Origin of the sequence: Acinetobacter sp. ANC 4654, assembly GCF_002135425.1 — a bacterium.
Classification (GTDB): Bacteria; Pseudomonadota; Gammaproteobacteria; order Pseudomonadales; family Moraxellaceae; genus Acinetobacter; species Acinetobacter kyonggiensis.
The window spans coordinates 1-16,840 of record NZ_NEGL01000012.1 but is presented as its reverse complement, the minus strand read 5'-3'; the positions used below and the strand labels follow the sequence as shown (position 1 = coordinate 16,840).

Sequence of the window (16,840 nt, the reverse complement as noted above, 5' to 3'; positions counted from 1 at the left end):
TAACTTTATTTTAATTATTTGATTTATATATTTAAAAAAATTTTAAATTGCCAGATAAGTATAAATTGGCCCTCTCTATCTTATCCAAAGTGGCTCTCGTTTCATGCCAGTAAAAGCGCAAAATCAATGAATCATTTGCATATCATCAATCGCATGATATGGATGCCAAAATTTTACAATGTATGAATCAAGAATGAGGTACGAAATGGACAGTAAACACTCTGCACTGAATGCACGTAAACAGCAAGCAACGCCTCGTGGTGTTGGTGTCATGTGTCAATGGTATGCGGAGAAAGCAGAAAATGCGACGATTTGGGATGTAGAAGGCAATCAATTTATCGATTTCGCAGGCGGCATTGCAGTACTGAATACGGGTCATCGCCATCCTAAAATTATTGCTGCTGTTACTGAACAATTAACAAAATTTACCCATACAGCTTATCAAGTTGTTCCTTACGAAAGTTATGTCTCTCTTGCTGAGCGTATTAATGAACGTGCACCGATTGAGGGTGCTGCAAAAACTTCATTCTTTTCTACTGGCGCTGAAGCAGTGGAAAATGCAGTCAAAATTGCGCGTTCACATACAGGTCGTCACGGCATTGTGACTTTTGGTAATGGTTTCCACGGTCGTTCATTTATGACGATGGCAATGACTGGTAAAACTGCACCTTACAAACGTGACTTTGGGGTGATGCCTGCAGGCGTTTTCCATGCACGTTATCCAGTAGAATCAAAAGGCATTACTGTGGATGATGCTATCCAAAGTGTTGAAGATATTTTTGCTGAAGATATTGCTGCACATGATGTTGCAGCGATTGTGCTTGAACCTGTACAAGGTGAAGGTGGCTTTAATGTTGTACCCGCAGAATTTTTAACACGTTTACGCGCATTATGTGATCAGCATGGTATTTTGATGATTGCTGATGAAGTTCAGTCAGGCTTTGCCCGTACAGGCAAGTTGTTTGCTATGAACCACTATAAAACTAAAGTAGATCTTATTACGATGGCAAAAAGCTTGGGTGGTGGTTTTCCTATCTCTGCTGTAGTTGGACGCGCTGATGTGATGGATGCGCCAAATCCTGGTGGTTTAGGTGGTACGTATGCAGGTAGCCCTATTGCTGTTGCCGCAGCGCATGCGGTGATTGATGTTATTGAAAGTGAAGGTCTGTGTGATCGTGCCAATGTATTGGGTGCTGAATTGGTTTCGGTCTTAAATACACTTAAAGCCACCAGCAATGTCGTGACCGATATTCGCGCATTGGGTTCAATGGTTGCGGTTGAACTGGAAACAGCTGAACAAGCCAAAGCTGTGCAAAATCATGCAATGCAAAATGGCTTGTTGATTTTAACCTGTGGTCGTTATGGTAATGTGATTCGTTTCCTTTATCCTTTAACGATTCCAACAGAGCAATTTCGTGAAGGCCTTGCTATTTTAAAACAAGGATTTGCAACTTTAACTGCATAATAATGAATGAGTGATTGAAATGCTTCCAGATCATTTGAAAGATTTATTACAGCATCCTGATGTTTGCTTTGAGCAGCCTTTAAACGGTTGTTATATTGAAGTGAATGATGCTGCAACCAACGAAACACTGGCATGGGTCAAATCACTTGACCGTCAGGCTGTAGAACAGGCGATTGCCCGTTCACAGGCTGCGCAAACTACATGGAAAGCGCAAACTGCATTGCAGCGCGCTGATGTTTTGTGGGCTTGGTACAACTTAATGTTGCAGAACAAAGAGCAATTGGCGCAAATACTGACCGCAGAACAGGGTAAGCCCTTGGCGGAAGCGCGCGGTGAGATTGCTTATGCGGCATCATTTATCCGCTGGTTTGCAGAACAGGCGCGTCGTATTGATGGTGAGGTACTTACACCAACCCTAGCAAATCAGCGTTTGTTGGTGATTAAGCAAGCCATTGGGGTGACTGCGGCAATTACGCCGTGGAATTTCCCTGCGGCGATGATTACCCGTAAAGCTGCGCCAGCCATTGCTGCTGGTTGTTCGATGCTGGTGAAGCCTGCTGAGCAAACGCCATTAACGGCTTATGCTTTAGAAGTATTGGCACTGCAAGCGGGCTTGCCACAAGATGTATTGCTGCACATTAGTGGCGATGCGATTGAAGTCGGCAAAACGCTGTGCGAAAGCGATAGCGTGAAGAAGCTTAGCTTTACTGGTTCGACTCAAGTCGGCCGTATTTTGATGGAGCAGTGTGCGCCAACCATCAAAAAACTGTCGCTTGAATTGGGTGGCAATGCACCAGTATTGGTTTTTGATGATGCCAATCTGGAGCAGGCTGTCCAAGGTATTATGGTCAGTAAATTCCGTAATAGCGGTCAAACCTGTGTCTGCGCGAACCGTATTTATGTACAAGACGGTATTTATGATGCGCTGGCTGAAAAGTTGACTGCGGCTGTAGCCCATTTAAAAGTGGGTGATGGTCGTCAGGAAGGTTCGACCCAAGGCCCGCTCATTGATGAAGATGCCATTGCTAAAGTGCAGTCACATATTGCAGATGCAGCGAGCAAAGGTGCGCAGGTTAAAATTGGCGGTCAGCGTTCAAGTTTAGGCGGTACTTTCTTTGAGCCAACCGTGCTGACTGAAGTGACCCAAGACATGAAGGTTGCTAAAGAAGAAACCTTTGGCCCATTGGCTGCATTGTTCCGCTTTAACACTGAAGAAGACGCGGTTGCGATGGCAAATGATACCGAGTTTGGTTTGGCAAGTTATGTATTCACGCAGAATACCGCGCGTCAATGGCGTGTGGGCGAGGCATTGGAATATGGCATGGTCGGCATAAACACTGGTGCTATTTCAAATGAAGTTGCTCCATTTGGCGGGGTGAAGCAATCTGGTTTAGGGCGTGAAGGTTCTAAATTTGGTATTGATGAATACCTCGAAATGAAATATCTGTGTGTGGATTTATCCTCATAAATAAATTCTCACAGTGACCCGTTAAAATCAGCCTTGCCCATTCAAGGCTGATTTTTTTTTAATTCATCATAATTTTTAAAATAATCATGAACTGCTTTAAACATTAAAAATAATACAGAGAGTTTTTAATTCAATAGCTCTTTTATGAAAGCAAAAAATGAGTTAACTCAATGTTATAAAAATAAAAAAATAGATTTGGTTTCAGGATGAATTTGATTGCTGAAATTGTGAATGGGATAAATCTACAGTAACTTCTGCAAGAGTAATTAATCTTCCACTGAATTGAATCGGGCATGACTCGCATCATAAGTGGCTTTTATTGTGCATAAAACCTTTAGCTAATTTAAATATTAACTTTAAGTTAATGAAAGTGATTGGAGGTTGATTGATCAAAATCTAATAAAACGCTTTTATAGGCTTAGACCAAAATACAGAATTAGGATAAATGACATGGATGGTTCGGTTCAGAACAAAGAACGTAAATGGAATACACGTCGACAGGCTAAACAGCTCAAAATAGAAATGGTCAGTAAGTATGCTGATGGCGTGGTTATTCCAACCCAAGATATTGTTAAGGTTTTAGAAACCTTAATTACTGCGGGTGATCGAGTTGTTTTAGAAGGCAATAACCAGAAACAAGCTGATTTTCTTTCTCGCTCTTTGGCACAAACTAATCCCGATGTTTTACATGATCTACATATGATTATGCCGAGTGTCGGACGTCCTGAACATCTCGATTTATTTGAAAAAGGCATTGCTCGTAAACTCGATTTTTCATTTGCTGGCACACAAAGTCTACGCATTAGTCAGTTGATTGAAGATGGTTTACTCGAAATTGGTGCGATTCATACTTATATCGAACTTTATTCACGCTTATTGGTTGATTTAATTCCGAATGTCGTGCTTTCAGCAGGTTTCATGGCGGATCGTGAAGGGAATATTTATACCGGCGCAAGTACAGAAGACACGCCCGCATTGATTGAACCCGCAGCCTTTAGCGATGGCATTGTGATTGTGCAAGTGAATGAGTTGGTGGATGACGTTAAAGATTTACCACGGGTCGATATTCCTGCTTCTTGGGTCGATTTTGTGGTTGTGGCTGACAAACCTTTCTATATTGAGCCTTTGTTTACCCGTGATCCTAAACATATCAAGCCTGTGCATATCTTAATGGCAATGATGGCGATTCGCGGAATTTATGAACGGCATAATGTACAGTCGCTGAATCATGGCATTGGTTTCAACACTGCTGCAATTGAACTAATTTTACCAACCTATGGTGAGTCTTTAGGTTTAAAAGGCAAGATTTGTCGTAACTGGACTTTAAACCCGCATCCGACCTTAATTCCTGCCATTGAAACAGGCTGGGTTCAAAGTGTGCATTGTTTTGGTACAGAGCTGGGAATGGAAAAATATGTTGCGGCGCGACCTGATGTATTTTTTACAGGCCGTGATGGTTCACTGCGTTCGAATCGAATGATGTGTCAGCTTGCGGGTCAGTATGCAGTGGACTTATTTATTGGCGCAACCTTGCAAGTCGATGGCAGTGGACATTCTTCAACAGTGACCAAAGGTCGTTTGGCTGGTTTTGGTGGCGCACCAAATATGGGGCATGACCCACGAGGGCGTCGTCACGCTACGCCTGCATGGTTGGATATGCGTCCATCAGGTGCAACAGAAACCGAGACCTATCTTGCACGCGGTAAAAAACTGGTTGTGCAAATGGTGGAAACCTTTCAGGAAGGTGGCAAACCCACTTTTGTACATACCTTAGATGCGGTAGACGTAGCCAAAAAAGCCAATATGCCTTTAGCACCCATCATGATTTATGGCGACGATGTAACCCATCTTTTGACTGAAGAAGGTATTGCTTACTTGTATAAAGCAAGAAGTTTAGAAGAACGTCAGGAGATGATTGCTGCGGTTGCAGGGGTGACTGAAATTGGCTTAAACCATAATCCTAAAACAACAGAGCGTTTAAGACGTGAAGGATTGGTGGTGTTTCCAGAAGATTTAGGCATTCGCCGTACCGATGCCACGCGTGAATTACTGGCGGCAAAAAATATTGCGGATCTTGTGACATGGTCTGATGGGCTTTATCAACCTCCAGCAAAATTTAGGAGTTGGTAATGAATGCACGTGTTCAACCCTATATTCGTCAACATTGTATTTTGCTCGCAGATTTTGCAGTCCATGCTTTAGTTGCAGAAGTCAATTTAACGCCCAAACCTGCGTTGGTCGATCAACGTGGAAGCGGTGCCCATGATGATTTGACACTGGATTTGATGGAGCGTTCAGCCCACAGTTTACAGCCGATGTTTGTGGCAATGGCACACGCGGCCTTTCAACATAGAACGTGTTCACAAGCATTACGTGAAGCGATTGGTGAAATTGGTCGTGTCGGTGAAGCCACCATGTTGCACGCCACCAATGGGGTGAATACCCATCGCGGTGCAATCTGGGCATTAGGATTGATGGTCACGGCTAGTGCATTGATGAGTTTAGATACTAAACCAGTACAAGCTGTTGAACTGTGTCAATTAGCAGGAAAAATTGCCCAATTTGAAGATCGTTTTATTCCCCAACAGGCACTCAGTCACGGTCAACAGGTACAAAAAGCATTGGGCATCCTTGGTGCGAAAGCACAAGCACAGCAAGGGTTTCCTGCAATTGTGAAGTTTGGATTACCTGAACTTGATAAAAGCCGCCAAACACAGGGCAATGAAACAACTGCACGGGTAGATGCTTTGCTTGCCATGATGACCACCTTGAATGATACCTGCGTTTTGTACCGTGCAGGAGAAGCAGGATTAGCGCGAATGCAGCAGGGTGCTCAAGAGGTGCTGGATTTAGGTGGTTATTCAGCCTTTGCTGGGCAACGTGCATTTAATTTTTTAGAACAGGATCTTTTACGCTTAAGAGCTTCACCGGGTGGGGTTGCAGATTTACTTGCAGCCACATTATTTATTGATCGTGTTGAGCAATTTTATTTTAACAATAAATAGGAAATGCAGTAATGGAAATACTCAAGTTTGAATTTGCAGCTGGAAGTAGACCAACTAAAAAAGCATTGGTTGGTTGTGTGGGCTCTGGTGATTTAGAAATTTTAATGCAACCGAGTCAAACGGAAAAGATGTCAATCCATGTTGTCACATCGGTTGATGGTAGTTCAAAGCGTTGGGAAAATTTGTTTGAACGGATGTTTAGTGATCAAGCACCACCCGCTGTACATATTGATATACATGACTTTGGTGCAACACCGGGTGTTGTTCGCCTACGTTTAGAACAAGCATTTGAGGAGGTGAACGGTGGCTGATTTTCAAACTTTACTGGCAAAACAGAGCTTTATTGAACTGAGTGCGAGAGAACGTGCCAAAGCATTATTAGATGAAAAAAGCTTTCGTGAGTTATTAGATCCTTTTACACGAATGATGTCACCTTGGCTGCCAAAGCAGAATATCGTGCCACAAGCGGATGATGGTGTGGTAGTTGCAAAAGGCACACTTCAGCAAAAACCTGTCGTCATTATCTCGATTGAAGGTATTTTTCAGGGCGGAAGCCTAGGTGAAGTCGGTGGTGCAAAAATTGCAGGTGCATTAGAACTGGCCGCGGAAGATAACCGTAAGGGCATTCCAACCGCAGCGATTTTGTTACTTGAAACGGGTGGTGTACGTTTACAAGAAGCGAATCTGGGATTGGCCGCCATTGCAGAAATACAAGCAGCAATCGTGGCACTTAGACAATATCAACCTGTGGTCGCAGTTATTGCTGGGAGTGTTGGCTGTTTCGGTGGCATGTCGATTGCAGCAGCATTATGCAGTTATTTGATTATGACCCAAGAAGGACGTTTAGGACTCAATGGCCCACAAGTGATTGAGCAAGAAGCGGGTGTGCAAGAATATGATTCGAAGGATCGACCATTTATCTGGAGTGTTACAGGCGGAGAACAACGTGCTGCAAGTGGCTTGGTTGATGCCTATGTCGAAGATGACCGTCAGCAGATTAAACAGCAAGTTTTGCAGTATTTAAACCAAGGTGTACCGACATTACATCGCAGCTCAAACTATAATTTTTATTTGAATCATTTACAGGGCGTTGATACGACAGAGCAAGCCACACCGCTTCAAGTTCGGACTTTATATCAAGGAGAACAAGCATGAATATGGATGTACATGCAGTGAAAACGTCAATACGTGGCAAGCATTGGTTTCAAGCACTCAGTGCTGACTTTAGCCGAATCGAGCAAGATGCAGAATCAGTCTGGGTTGCAGATGGACAAATGGCAGGAAAAACAGTTCGTGTGATTGCCGTTGTTCCAGATCAGCACAATCTTTATCCGCGCGCTCAAAATGGTGAGGTGGGGTTATTAGAAGGTTGGACATTGGCCAAAGCGGTAGATGATGTGATTCGATCTGATCAAGACAGCGATCAAAAACGTGCAATCTTATGTATTGTCGATGTCCCAAGTCAGGCTTATGGTCGCCGTGAAGAACTTTTTGGTATTCATCAGGCGCTTGCTGGTGCAGTCGATAGTTATGTGCGAGCACGTTTGGCAGGACATCCTGTGATTAGTTTATTGGTTGGAAAGTCGATGTCAGGTGCATTTTTAGCCCATGGCTACCAAGCAAATCGTATCATTGCACTTAAAGATACCGGTGTTATGGTACATGCCATGGGGAAAGAGTCGGCTGCTCGTGTAACACTGCGTACCGTTGATGAGTTAGAAAAACTCGCATCTAGTATTCCACCTATGGCATACGACATTGAAAGCTATGCCACATTAGGCTTGTTATCCAGTCTTTTAACCGTCGTGAATCCTGAACAACCTACAACTGAAGATATTGCATGTGTTCAAGAGGCATTTTTACATGCATTAAATGACATTCAAGCCACTGGTTCAACGGGACTTGAACATCGCTTACATGGTGAAAATCGACAGGCTTCGAAACAGGTGCGTGAACTTTTGCGTGAACAGTGGTAATGATCATGCAACCGCAACCACATGACCTACTCTGGGGAATCACTGTTGCAGATCTTGCTTCACCCGTGCCTGATTGGGTGAAAGAAGTTGTGCAACGCGGAGACCCTGTTGTTATGCGCAGAGCGGTCACTCACAGAGGAATGATTCCTGTTGGGATTCGGGGAGTTGAGCGTTATCAGCGCTATAAACTAGAGATGCCGAGTCAGCAGATTAAGCAAATTATGAAGCCTGAGCAACTCTGTCAGGTAGAACTTGAGCATTTTCCACATTTGGCCAAACAGTTACAGCGCGTGCAGCAAACAATGAAAATGCTGCCATGGGTTTGGGGGTATGCAGGTAGCGTCGGGTTTGAACTAGCAACGGGTATTCAGACAGTGACTGAAAATAGTGACATTGACTTGTTGATTCGGACAGAGGGATTTTTGACCAAGGATGAAGCCAAACAATTGCTGCATCAGTTGGAACAAACCGAATTAAAACTGGATGTGCAACTGCAAACCCCAAAAGGTGGTGTGGCACTTAAAGAATGGGCAAGGACAACGGGAAAGGTCTTACTAAAACGAAATGATGGCGCAGTTTTGGTAAACAATCCTTGGCAGTAAAGGGATGATGGCATGAGTTCAATTTGGGTATATCCAGGTCAAGGTGCGCAAAAGGTCAATATGTTGCGTGATTTACCGCAGACTACTTTGGTTCAACATTATCTTGAACAGGCAACAGATATTCTTAAACAAGATGTGCTGTTGCTGGATCAGCCAGAAGCGCTGAAATCAACTTATGCTGTGCAGCTTTGTTTGTTTATTTCAGGGGTTATTAGTTCTTGTTTAATGTCGGAACAAGGAGTTAAACCAGATTATGTTGCAGGCTTGTCCATAGGTGCTTGGGCTGCGGCAACAGTAGCAGGAGTCTTGAGTTTTGAAGATGGACTCAAGCTGGTTGCGCTTCGCGGACGTTTAATGCAGCAGGCCTATCCTTCAGGTTATGGCATGACAGCTTTGATTGGTACGAATCAATCTGATGTAGAGATTTGGGTTAATCAGGTTTATCAGCAGAATCAAGATGTTTTTATTGCCAATTTGAATACAGCAAATCAAATCGTGATTTCTGGATCAAATCAAGCAATGAAACAGGTTGCTGAAAAAGCACAGGAAAATGGAGTATTGGCCAAGCGTTTAGAGGTGAGTGTGCCATCACATTGTTCATTATTAGATGTTCAGGCAAAACAATTGGCTGAACACATAAAGGGAGTTGTGCAACAACAGCCGAATATACGTTATTTAAGTGGAACATCTGCTCGTTTACTCATGAAGAAAGAGCAAGTTATTGAAGATATTAGCTTCAATATGTGTCGAATGATTGATTGGGAAAGTACGGTTCAATCCGCTTGGGAAAGAGGCGTCCGTTTGCAGATTGAGAGTTTGCCGGGAACCGTCTTAACAGGATTAGCCCGTCAGACATTTAAAGAAGGAACTGTGCTGTCTTTTCAAGGAACACGTTTAGACAGTCTTATTGGTGCCATGCATAAAGAAAGTGCCCGATCACTGAATGCATAAATAGATAAATTTAAGTCATTATCCAAGGATATGAGGAATTAACAATGATTATATATGGAACAGCACTCTTAGCCATTTGCCATTTATTAGGAGACTATTTTGGTAATACGTTGGGTATGTTACTCGGTGTCAAAGCAAATGTAGGTGGCGTAGCCATCTCGATGATCTTGCTTATTTTATCAAAAGAGCTTTTAGCCAAGAAAGGATATTTGCCACAAGGAACTCAATTTGGTGTGTTGTATTGGTCAGGGATGTACATTCCAATTGTTGTTGCCATGTCTGCTGGCCAGAATGTTGTGGCTGCACTATCAGGTGGAATGTTAGGGCTGATCGTTTCAGTTGCATCATTAATCGGTACTGTTTTGGTGATTCGTTATTTAAATAAAATGAATAACGATTACGAGGTCTATGAATGGCCAGTCGAAGCTAAGGAAAAAACAGCTTAATTTTCGTTATAAAAAATACGAGTTCAATGATTAAAAGGAATTAAATAATGGATGCTTTAATTACAGTATTAAGTAAAAATGCGCTGGTCACTGCACTTGCAGTCACAGGGTTGATGATGTTTGTTTCTCATTTACTTTCAAAGTATTTGACCAGAGGTAAACTGCAAAGTTCGGCAATTGCAATTACATTAGGCTTAGTGGTGGCGTATTTTGCAGGCGTGTATACACAAGGAACAAAGGGAATTTCAGATATTGCCATTTTCTCTGGATTTGCTTTGCTTGGTGGTGCAATGATTCGTGACCTTGCCATTGCATCGACTGCATTTGAAGTCGATGTTAAAGAGGTGAAAAAGGCTGGGAAAGTGGGGCTTATTGCATTAGCACTTGGTTGTGTTGTTCCTTTTGTGATTGGCGCAATGACGGCATGGCTAATGGGATATAAAGACCCTGTTTCAATGACCACCATTGGTGCTGGGGCAATGACTTATATTGTTGGTCCAATTACAGGGACGGCCATTGGTGCGACTTCAGATGTCATTGCATTATCAATTGCGATTGGCTTGATTAAGTCGGTGTTCTTTATGGTGGGAACCCCATTATTGGCTAAATTTATGTACTTAAAAAGCCCAAAATCTGCCATGGTATTCGGTGGTTTGGCGGGAACCACAAGTGGAACGGCTGCTGGTTTAGCGGGTACTGATGTACGCCTAGTCCCTTATGGCGCATTGGTTGCAACATTTTATACAGGTTTAGGGTGTTTATTAGGCCCTTCAGTCTTCTTTCTTACCATAAATGCTATTTTTGGTTAAGAATGAATGGATTTTATCCTGTATGGGCAATTTATTAAGATCTAAGGATTAAATAAATTGCCCAAATTTCATGTTAAATATTTCTTGAAAACATACGACATTCGGCAATAAATGCCAATAAATTAGGATCACGTTCTTTACTTTTTAAAAAGACTAAACCAATTTCTTGCTTGATTTGATATTGCGCTTTAAGTCGAATTAGCTTTACAGAGCTTTCATAAATTGTTGAAATTCGACCAGGCAATAAAGCCAGTCCAACCCCAGAACTGACCATACTAATTAAGGTAAAAATATCAGAAACCTGTAAAAAAACTTTAGGATCAATTTTAGCTTTTTCAAAGACTACATCACTATCGTTACGCGTAGCGAACCCTTTTGCAAGGGTCAGGAAAGTTTCATCTTTGAGCTGACTTAAATCGACTTCATCAAGTTCTGCATATTTGGAGTTCTTATGTACAGCTAAAAAAATGTCATCTTGAAACATGGGTAAGCACTCAAATTCATGATTTTGAGTTGTTTCATTAAGTGCAACAATAATGGCATCTAACTCCGTGGCCTTTAACTTTTTGACCAAATCCAAATTTGAACTTAAAGAAAGTTGTATATCTAAATCACCTCGTCTAAGTTTTAAACCACTAATAACACTTGGAATAGTGTTCACTGTTAAAGAATACAAAGAACCTAAATGAAAAATTTTGGATGCAAATCCAGCAGCTTCTCGTGTTTTATTGACGGTAGTGACAATATCTTGAACAATTTTCTTAGAATGTTCTTCGAGTACATAAGCACTCTTTAAGGGAATTAAATTTCGACCTTCATTTTTGAACAAAGGGCAACGTAATGAATTTTCAAGAGAATGTAATGCTTTATGAACACTGACATTACTGATTTGCATTTCAACCGCTGTTTTTGACAAATTACCACAGCGCATAAAAGCTAAAAAAATTTGAATTTTTTTAAGCGTCAGTTCTTCATCTATTTCCACCGAGTTTTATCCTTAAATGCTGATGGCAGTGATGGATGAATATAGCATGCCAATTTTTAAAATGTTTAATGGGATGGCATGTTGAAAATGATGTTCGTACTGGGTATATGTACTGTCTAATCTATCTAATCAATGATTTAGGCTAGGAATTATGTTAAAAAATTTAGCTAGGGTTGAGATTGTTTTTAACGTTGGCGTATCTAGGGTTCTTTAATTGTCAGCTTGCAGTTCGTATTCTTAATCCCTTATAAATAGATTAGGCATGGATAAAGTTAAAAAGCTTGATTATCCCAAACTCCCTCATAATTATGATTTAGAAAAATATATTTTATATGAAATGAGCAAGCTCATTTTTATATCGTGCTCATTATGGATAATGTAGTGAAAATGGGACTCTCTGCGGGAATGTGTATCCAATTTATACTCAAAAATAGACTGATTTTAGTACCCAAAAAGCATCAACAATTGTGATTTTAAAAGTACAAAACCGCAACATATCAATGAAAAGAATTTCATCTATTATTTAGATCTAAATTTCTTTAGAGCAACAGGATCAAATATGAAATTGCCTACCATTGTGCTGGTTCACGGATTTTGGGGAAATGCTCTGCATTGGCAACATGTCATTCCTTTATTAATCAAACAAAATTTCAAAGTGAAAGCTGTAGAAATTCCTTTAACGTCTTTAGCGGATGATGTTGAAAGAACCAATAAAATGATTAATCAAATAGATGGCCCTGTATTGCTCGTCGGTCATTCATATGGTGGCGTGGTCATTACTGAAGCAGGTAATAATGAAAAAGTGGTGGGGTTGGTATACATTGCCGCATTTGCGCCAGATCGTTCAGAAAGCCCCGGCCTGATTACTCAACAACATCCACCAGAAGCTGCTGCTAATCTTTATCCAGATAGTGATGGTTATTTATGGGTCAATGCAGAAAAATACCATGAGAGTTTCTGTCAAGATTTAGACCCTTCAGAATCTATAGCAATGGCTATTGCTCAGAAAGCGCCTCTTGCCAGTACCTTTGGTGATACTGTCGTGACACCTGCATGGAGGACTAAACCATCTTGGTATCAAATTTCAAATCAGGATCGTATGATTGCCCCTGAAAATCAAAGAAAAATGGCTGAAAGATTAAATGCTAAAGAAGTCCTTGAACTTGAGGCGAGTCATGCTTCTCTTGCATCAAGACCGAATGAAATCGCTGATTTTATTATCAAGGCGGCTTCATCTTTTTAATCTTTTATATATGTGCATGATCGTTTGTCATTTAATACTGCTGTTAAATAGACTGTTTTCTTAAAATCCCTTTAAAAATAAAGGGATTTTAGAATCAGTCAAAGCATTAAACAATCTGATGCATCAGGAGCTGATTTTCTAACTTCTGTCCATGCTATTGCTAAACGTTAGAAACATAACTTTAGAAAAAAGCAGCTATGTATGATTCAATTTTTTAATTTGCTTAACTTTCCAATTCATTATTTTAAATCGAATGAAATAAATAAAAATATCAACTAGAAATTGCAAAAGAACACATGATATTTTGTATAAAAGCCGTACTATAAAAATGATTTTATTGAGTTTCTAATATTATGTCTCAGATAGATGTTCTCGTTCCTTTGGCTGAAATTGAAGTGAATCGAGCTGAACTTCTCTCCATTCAACGCAATGATTTGGTGCCGTTACTGAATGATCAGTATCGTCTCAATCATTATGCAGACCAACTCATTCAAGCACAATCTGTGCTGTTAAATGGCGTCGATCCACATTTAACGCAGCAGTTAAGTTTAACCATCGAACAACTGATTCAATCTTTAGCAGATTCAAAAAAATATTTAAAAACGCGAAAGTTTAATGCTTTGCAAAAATGGTTGGGGATAGATTTAGAATATGGTTCTGGTCAGGTTGAATATTATAAAAATTTAGATCAGTTACTCAATCGAGCCAATCATTTAAGTCAAAAATTACAGATTGAGATTCAAAAGTCACAAGCACGTTTTCAGCAGTTGCTTGGGCATCGTGAGCAAATGGCAAAATACATTCGGGCTGCGCAAGAATTCTTGCAGGAATATCCGAAGTTTGTACAGAATCAACATCCACTCGATAATTTTGCTGATCGGTTAGCTAAAAAAATTCATACATTACAAACTTTACAAGCAAGTAATGATATTGCAATTACACAAATGCAGTTGTCTCAGCAACTCTCTTTTACCTTACTCGATCGTTTTAAAGAGGCACAGCAGGTGCTTATTCCCGCGTGGCAATATCATGTTAAACAAAGCAATCAAACCAGTTCGACAAGTGAATTGGAAAAGTTAGATAATAGCCGTGAAAATCTGATTAAAACTTTAAGAAAATCTCTCCAGAAACCAACACATTAATAATTTCCTTAGGTGTCCCATGACCAATTTTGAGCATAAAGATTTACCTACAGACGTGACTACAGATGTCGTTCAGCAAAAATTTCAGCAACTGAATTTACAAGAAATCGGATTGCAGGATTCTGACTTTAATGAAGTGATGAATGCACATAAAGAATTAGCTGAAATGAGTCATACAGCCGTTGCTGAATATGGTAAAAATATTGCGACAAAAACCTCGACCTATACCGATGAATTATTAAACTTAGTACAAAATAAAGACCTTGATAGCACAGGTCAAAAGTTAAATCAGGTGGTTCAAGTTGCGCAGCAGTTGAATACCAACAGTATTTTAAATCAGAAAAAGAGTTCGGGTTTCTTTGGCAGTTTGTTTAGTAGAATGAGAGGCGCGAAGCAAAGCTTTGATCAACATTTTAATAGCACCAAAGAACAAATTGATGTGCTAGTTAAAGAAATTGAAACCTCTCAGTCGGGGTTAAAAAGCCGTGTTACAACTTTGGATAAAATGTTTCATGGCGTACAAGATGAATATAAACAGTTGGGTATTTATATTGCCGCTGGAAAATTAAAAGAACAGGAAATTCAGCAAGACATAGCGTTCTTAACCACACATATTCAGGATCAATCAACGGTACAAAAAATTTATGATCTTAATCATCTTGCCAATAATTTAGAAAAACGAGTCAGTGATTTACAAGTTTTACAGCAATCGGCGATGCAAACGTTACCGATGATTCGGATTATTCAATCCAATAATTTAATGTTGGTGGATAAATTTTATGCCATTAAGAACATTACCTTGCCTGCATGGAAAAACCAAATTAGCTTGGCCATTTCTTTGCATGAGCAAAAAAATAGTGTCCAACTGGCGAATAGTATTGATGATGCGACCAATGATCTGTTACGCCGTAATGCGGATTTGTTACATCAAAACTCTGTAGACACCGCCAAAGCCAATCAGCGTTCGGTGATTGATATTGAAACACTTGAACATGTGCAAAACACCCTCATTAAAACAGTGAATGATGTGCTTCAAGTGCAAAAAGAGGGCATGCAGAAACGTGCAGAAGCAACCACACGGTTACGTGCTTTGCAGAATAATTTGAATCATTTGGTTTTAGAATCAAATACAGGTGGGAGCAATAAACATGATGATCGTTCTTAAATTGATTGCTTACACTTTAGGAGAAAGTATTTGCCTCCCTTAGATGAATATGCTGTGAATCCACAACAGATTGAATCGGGTGTGGTGGCGTTGAAAAAGCGCCAACGTAATGTGATGCTACTGTGCATTAGTAGTACCACAATTTTTCTTGCTTCTGTCGTGGCATTATTTTTACAACATGATTTTGTCTATAGTTTTTTTGGTGTGACCACTGAACTTAAACAATTACATATGCCCATCAGTATAGACAGTCATCTTGCGGCATTGGGGCAGCATTCAGATTATTTTACCAGTTTGCTGTCATGGTTTGGTTGGCTCATTTTGAAGCTGTTTGTCTCTTTTGTAGGGGCATTTTTTGTTATTCATTTTTTGAAAAAAATCCGTTTTTTTTATATTCGTTTTCAGTCTTTTATTTTGAAATTTGTTGGTTGGTTGATCGCATTGATCGTGTTGTGGTCAGGACTGACTTATTTACAATATGATTTAAAGCATGATGAAAATGATGCCTATGCCAAAGCGATTCAATACGATAAAAATATTCAGCAAAGTGAGCTGGCCCAATATTTACAGCAAGCTGATTTAGATGCACCCGTGAAGGCTTATTTACTGGCGCAAACTGCATTATTGCATAAGCCTGCCGATAAAGATGCCGCAATTCCTCAGGTTTTAGCTTTGGTTAAAGCGGAAAAATCAGATCCGCATTTTATTGAATATGGTTTTAAACCTGAACAATTATGGACAATGCAGCATCAGCTTTATGGCAAGAGCTTAACACCGATGGCTGAAAGCGTGTCGCGTCAAGTGGAACAGGCCGCACAAATGAGTGCCTTTATGAAAATATTGATTATTGCGATACTGATTGTATCTGCGGTTTTGAGCTTGATTTTATTTCTCTTAGCACAGCATTTAAAAGGTCGAGCTTTAAGAGTAGAACAGCGGCTTATACCTTGATCATCAACCTTAAAAACCTGATCACGTAGTTCGTAAAGTCAAAATTAAATTTTTTTTAGTAGGTATTGGATTCATGATTGTGGCATGGATGCCACACGTTTCCCATCCTTGCGCTGCATTTTAAAGCAGTGCTTAAAACTGGCTCAGGATGTCGTGTATGGGAAACAAAAGGTTTTTCTTGCGGACTTAAAATATATTTTGAGATCCTCATTTTGACCTTTCAAAAGTAGAGATAGTGCCTACGTAAAGGGAAAAGAATTAAATCAATTAAATGAGGCAGTGCTGATTTTAAAGAATCAAATATTAAACATTTTTTGATTTATGCGAGTTATCTGATAATTCGATCTTAATTATAAAAACAAACTGTTTCACCTATTTAAAAATTTATCTTATGATGACTGCATTCAATAGACATTTACTCCTTTGGAGACCTTTGCCATGTTAGATCAAAATACTTCAGCACAATTAAAAACCCTACTTGAACGCTTAGAAAGTCCAATTGAAATTGTGGCATCACTCAATGATTCCGATAAATCAGACAAAATTAAAGAATTGGTCACTGAAATTGCAGCATTATCCGATCAAGTGACTGCTCGTTTTGATGGCAGCAATAGCCGTCGTCCAAGTTTTGG

16 protein-coding genes and 1 pseudogene are annotated in these 16,840 nt (G+C 40.2%); 16 read left to right on the top strand and 1 reads right to left on the bottom strand.

The annotated features are described in order from the left end of the window. The first annotated feature begins 205 nt into the window (after positions 1-205). The 11 genes from gabT to madM all read left to right on the top strand — a co-directional run bounded on the left by gabT (position 206) and on the right by madM (position 10,722). A complete protein-coding gene (gene gabT, locus B9T24_RS15080; protein ID WP_086166537.1) occupies positions 206-1,465 on the top strand; it encodes a 4-aminobutyrate--2-oxoglutarate transaminase in 1,260 nt (419 codons plus the stop codon). Between the two features lie 19 nt (positions 1,466-1,484). Then, a complete protein-coding gene (locus B9T24_RS15075) occupies positions 1,485-2,933 on the top strand; it encodes an NAD-dependent succinate-semialdehyde dehydrogenase (protein WP_086166536.1) in 1,449 nt (482 codons plus the stop codon). 450 nt (positions 2,934-3,383) lie between these two features. Then, the gene (mdcA, locus tag B9T24_RS15070) at positions 3,384-5,063 is read left to right on the top strand and encodes a malonate decarboxylase subunit alpha (RefSeq protein ID WP_086166535.1); all 1,680 of its coding nucleotides are present in this window, start codon (positions 3,384-3,386) and stop codon (positions 5,061-5,063) included. After that, the gene (locus B9T24_RS15065) at positions 5,063-5,938 is read left to right on the top strand and encodes a triphosphoribosyl-dephospho-CoA synthase (protein ID WP_086166534.1); all 876 of its coding nucleotides are present in this window, start codon (positions 5,063-5,065) and stop codon (positions 5,936-5,938) included. Before mdcA ends, B9T24_RS15065 begins: the two co-directional genes overlap by 1 nt. An 11-nt stretch (positions 5,939-5,949) precedes the next feature. Further along, on the top strand, positions 5,950-6,249 hold the full coding sequence (locus tag B9T24_RS15060; protein ID WP_086166533.1) for a malonate decarboxylase subunit delta: 300 nt from the start codon (positions 5,950-5,952) through the stop codon (positions 6,247-6,249). Next, complete coding sequence (locus B9T24_RS15055) at positions 6,242-7,093, top strand: biotin-independent malonate decarboxylase subunit beta (RefSeq protein ID WP_086166532.1); 852 nt, start codon at positions 6,242-6,244, stop codon at positions 7,091-7,093. Before B9T24_RS15060 ends, B9T24_RS15055 begins: the two co-directional genes overlap by 8 nt. Beyond that, positions 7,090-7,914, top strand: a complete 825-nt coding sequence (gene mdcE, locus B9T24_RS15050; RefSeq protein WP_086166531.1) for a biotin-independent malonate decarboxylase subunit gamma — start codon at positions 7,090-7,092, stop codon at positions 7,912-7,914. The genes B9T24_RS15055 and mdcE overlap by 4 nt, the downstream gene beginning before the upstream one ends. Next, positions 7,914-8,516 (top strand): malonate decarboxylase holo-ACP synthase, encoded by a 603-nt coding sequence (locus B9T24_RS15045; protein ID WP_086166530.1) that lies wholly within the window; start codon positions 7,914-7,916, stop codon positions 8,514-8,516. Before mdcE ends, B9T24_RS15045 begins: the two co-directional genes overlap by 1 nt. Before the next feature lie 12 nt (positions 8,517-8,528). Further along, on the top strand, positions 8,529-9,467 hold the full coding sequence (gene mdcH, locus B9T24_RS15040; protein ID WP_086166529.1) for a malonate decarboxylase subunit epsilon: 939 nt from the start codon (positions 8,529-8,531) through the stop codon (positions 9,465-9,467). Positions 9,468-9,511: 44 nt separating this feature from the next. Next, positions 9,512-9,913 carry a malonate transporter subunit MadL gene (gene madL, locus B9T24_RS15035; protein ID WP_086166528.1) on the top strand — a complete coding sequence of 134 codons (402 nt, stop codon included), beginning with the start codon at positions 9,512-9,514 and terminating at the stop codon, positions 9,911-9,913. Between the two features lie 47 nt (positions 9,914-9,960). Next, a complete protein-coding gene (gene madM, locus B9T24_RS15030) occupies positions 9,961-10,722 on the top strand; it encodes a malonate transporter subunit MadM (protein WP_086166527.1) in 762 nt (253 codons plus the stop codon). Between the two features lie 73 nt (positions 10,723-10,795). Here madM and B9T24_RS15025 read toward each other — a convergent pair whose 3' ends face one another. After that, entirely contained in the window at positions 10,796-11,707 is a 912-nt protein-coding gene (locus B9T24_RS15025) for a LysR family transcriptional regulator (protein ID WP_086166526.1), read from the bottom strand. A gap of 559 nt (positions 11,708-12,266) precedes the next feature. Here B9T24_RS15025 and B9T24_RS15020 point away from each other — a divergent pair. The 5 genes and pseudogenes from B9T24_RS15020 to B9T24_RS15000 form a co-directional block, all read left to right on the top strand. Beyond that, complete coding sequence (locus B9T24_RS15020) at positions 12,267-12,950, top strand: alpha/beta hydrolase (protein ID WP_086166525.1); 684 nt, start codon at positions 12,267-12,269, stop codon at positions 12,948-12,950. A 353-nt stretch (positions 12,951-13,303) separates the two neighbouring features. Next, positions 13,304-14,092 (top strand): tellurium resistance protein, encoded by a 789-nt coding sequence (locus B9T24_RS15015; RefSeq protein ID WP_086166524.1) that lies wholly within the window; start codon positions 13,304-13,306, stop codon positions 14,090-14,092. A 19-nt stretch (positions 14,093-14,111) separates the two neighbouring features. Continuing rightward, a complete protein-coding gene (locus tag B9T24_RS15010; protein WP_086166523.1) occupies positions 14,112-15,257 on the top strand; it encodes a toxic anion resistance protein in 1,146 nt (381 codons plus the stop codon). 30 nt (positions 15,258-15,287) lie between these two features. Next, positions 15,288-16,208, top strand: a complete 921-nt coding sequence (locus tag B9T24_RS15005) for a hypothetical protein (RefSeq protein ID WP_086166522.1) — start codon at positions 15,288-15,290, stop codon at positions 16,206-16,208. Positions 16,209-16,646: 438 nt separating this feature from the next. After that, positions 16,647-16,840 (top strand): annotated as a pseudogene (locus B9T24_RS15000) (alkyl hydroperoxide reductase subunit F); the annotation flags it as partial.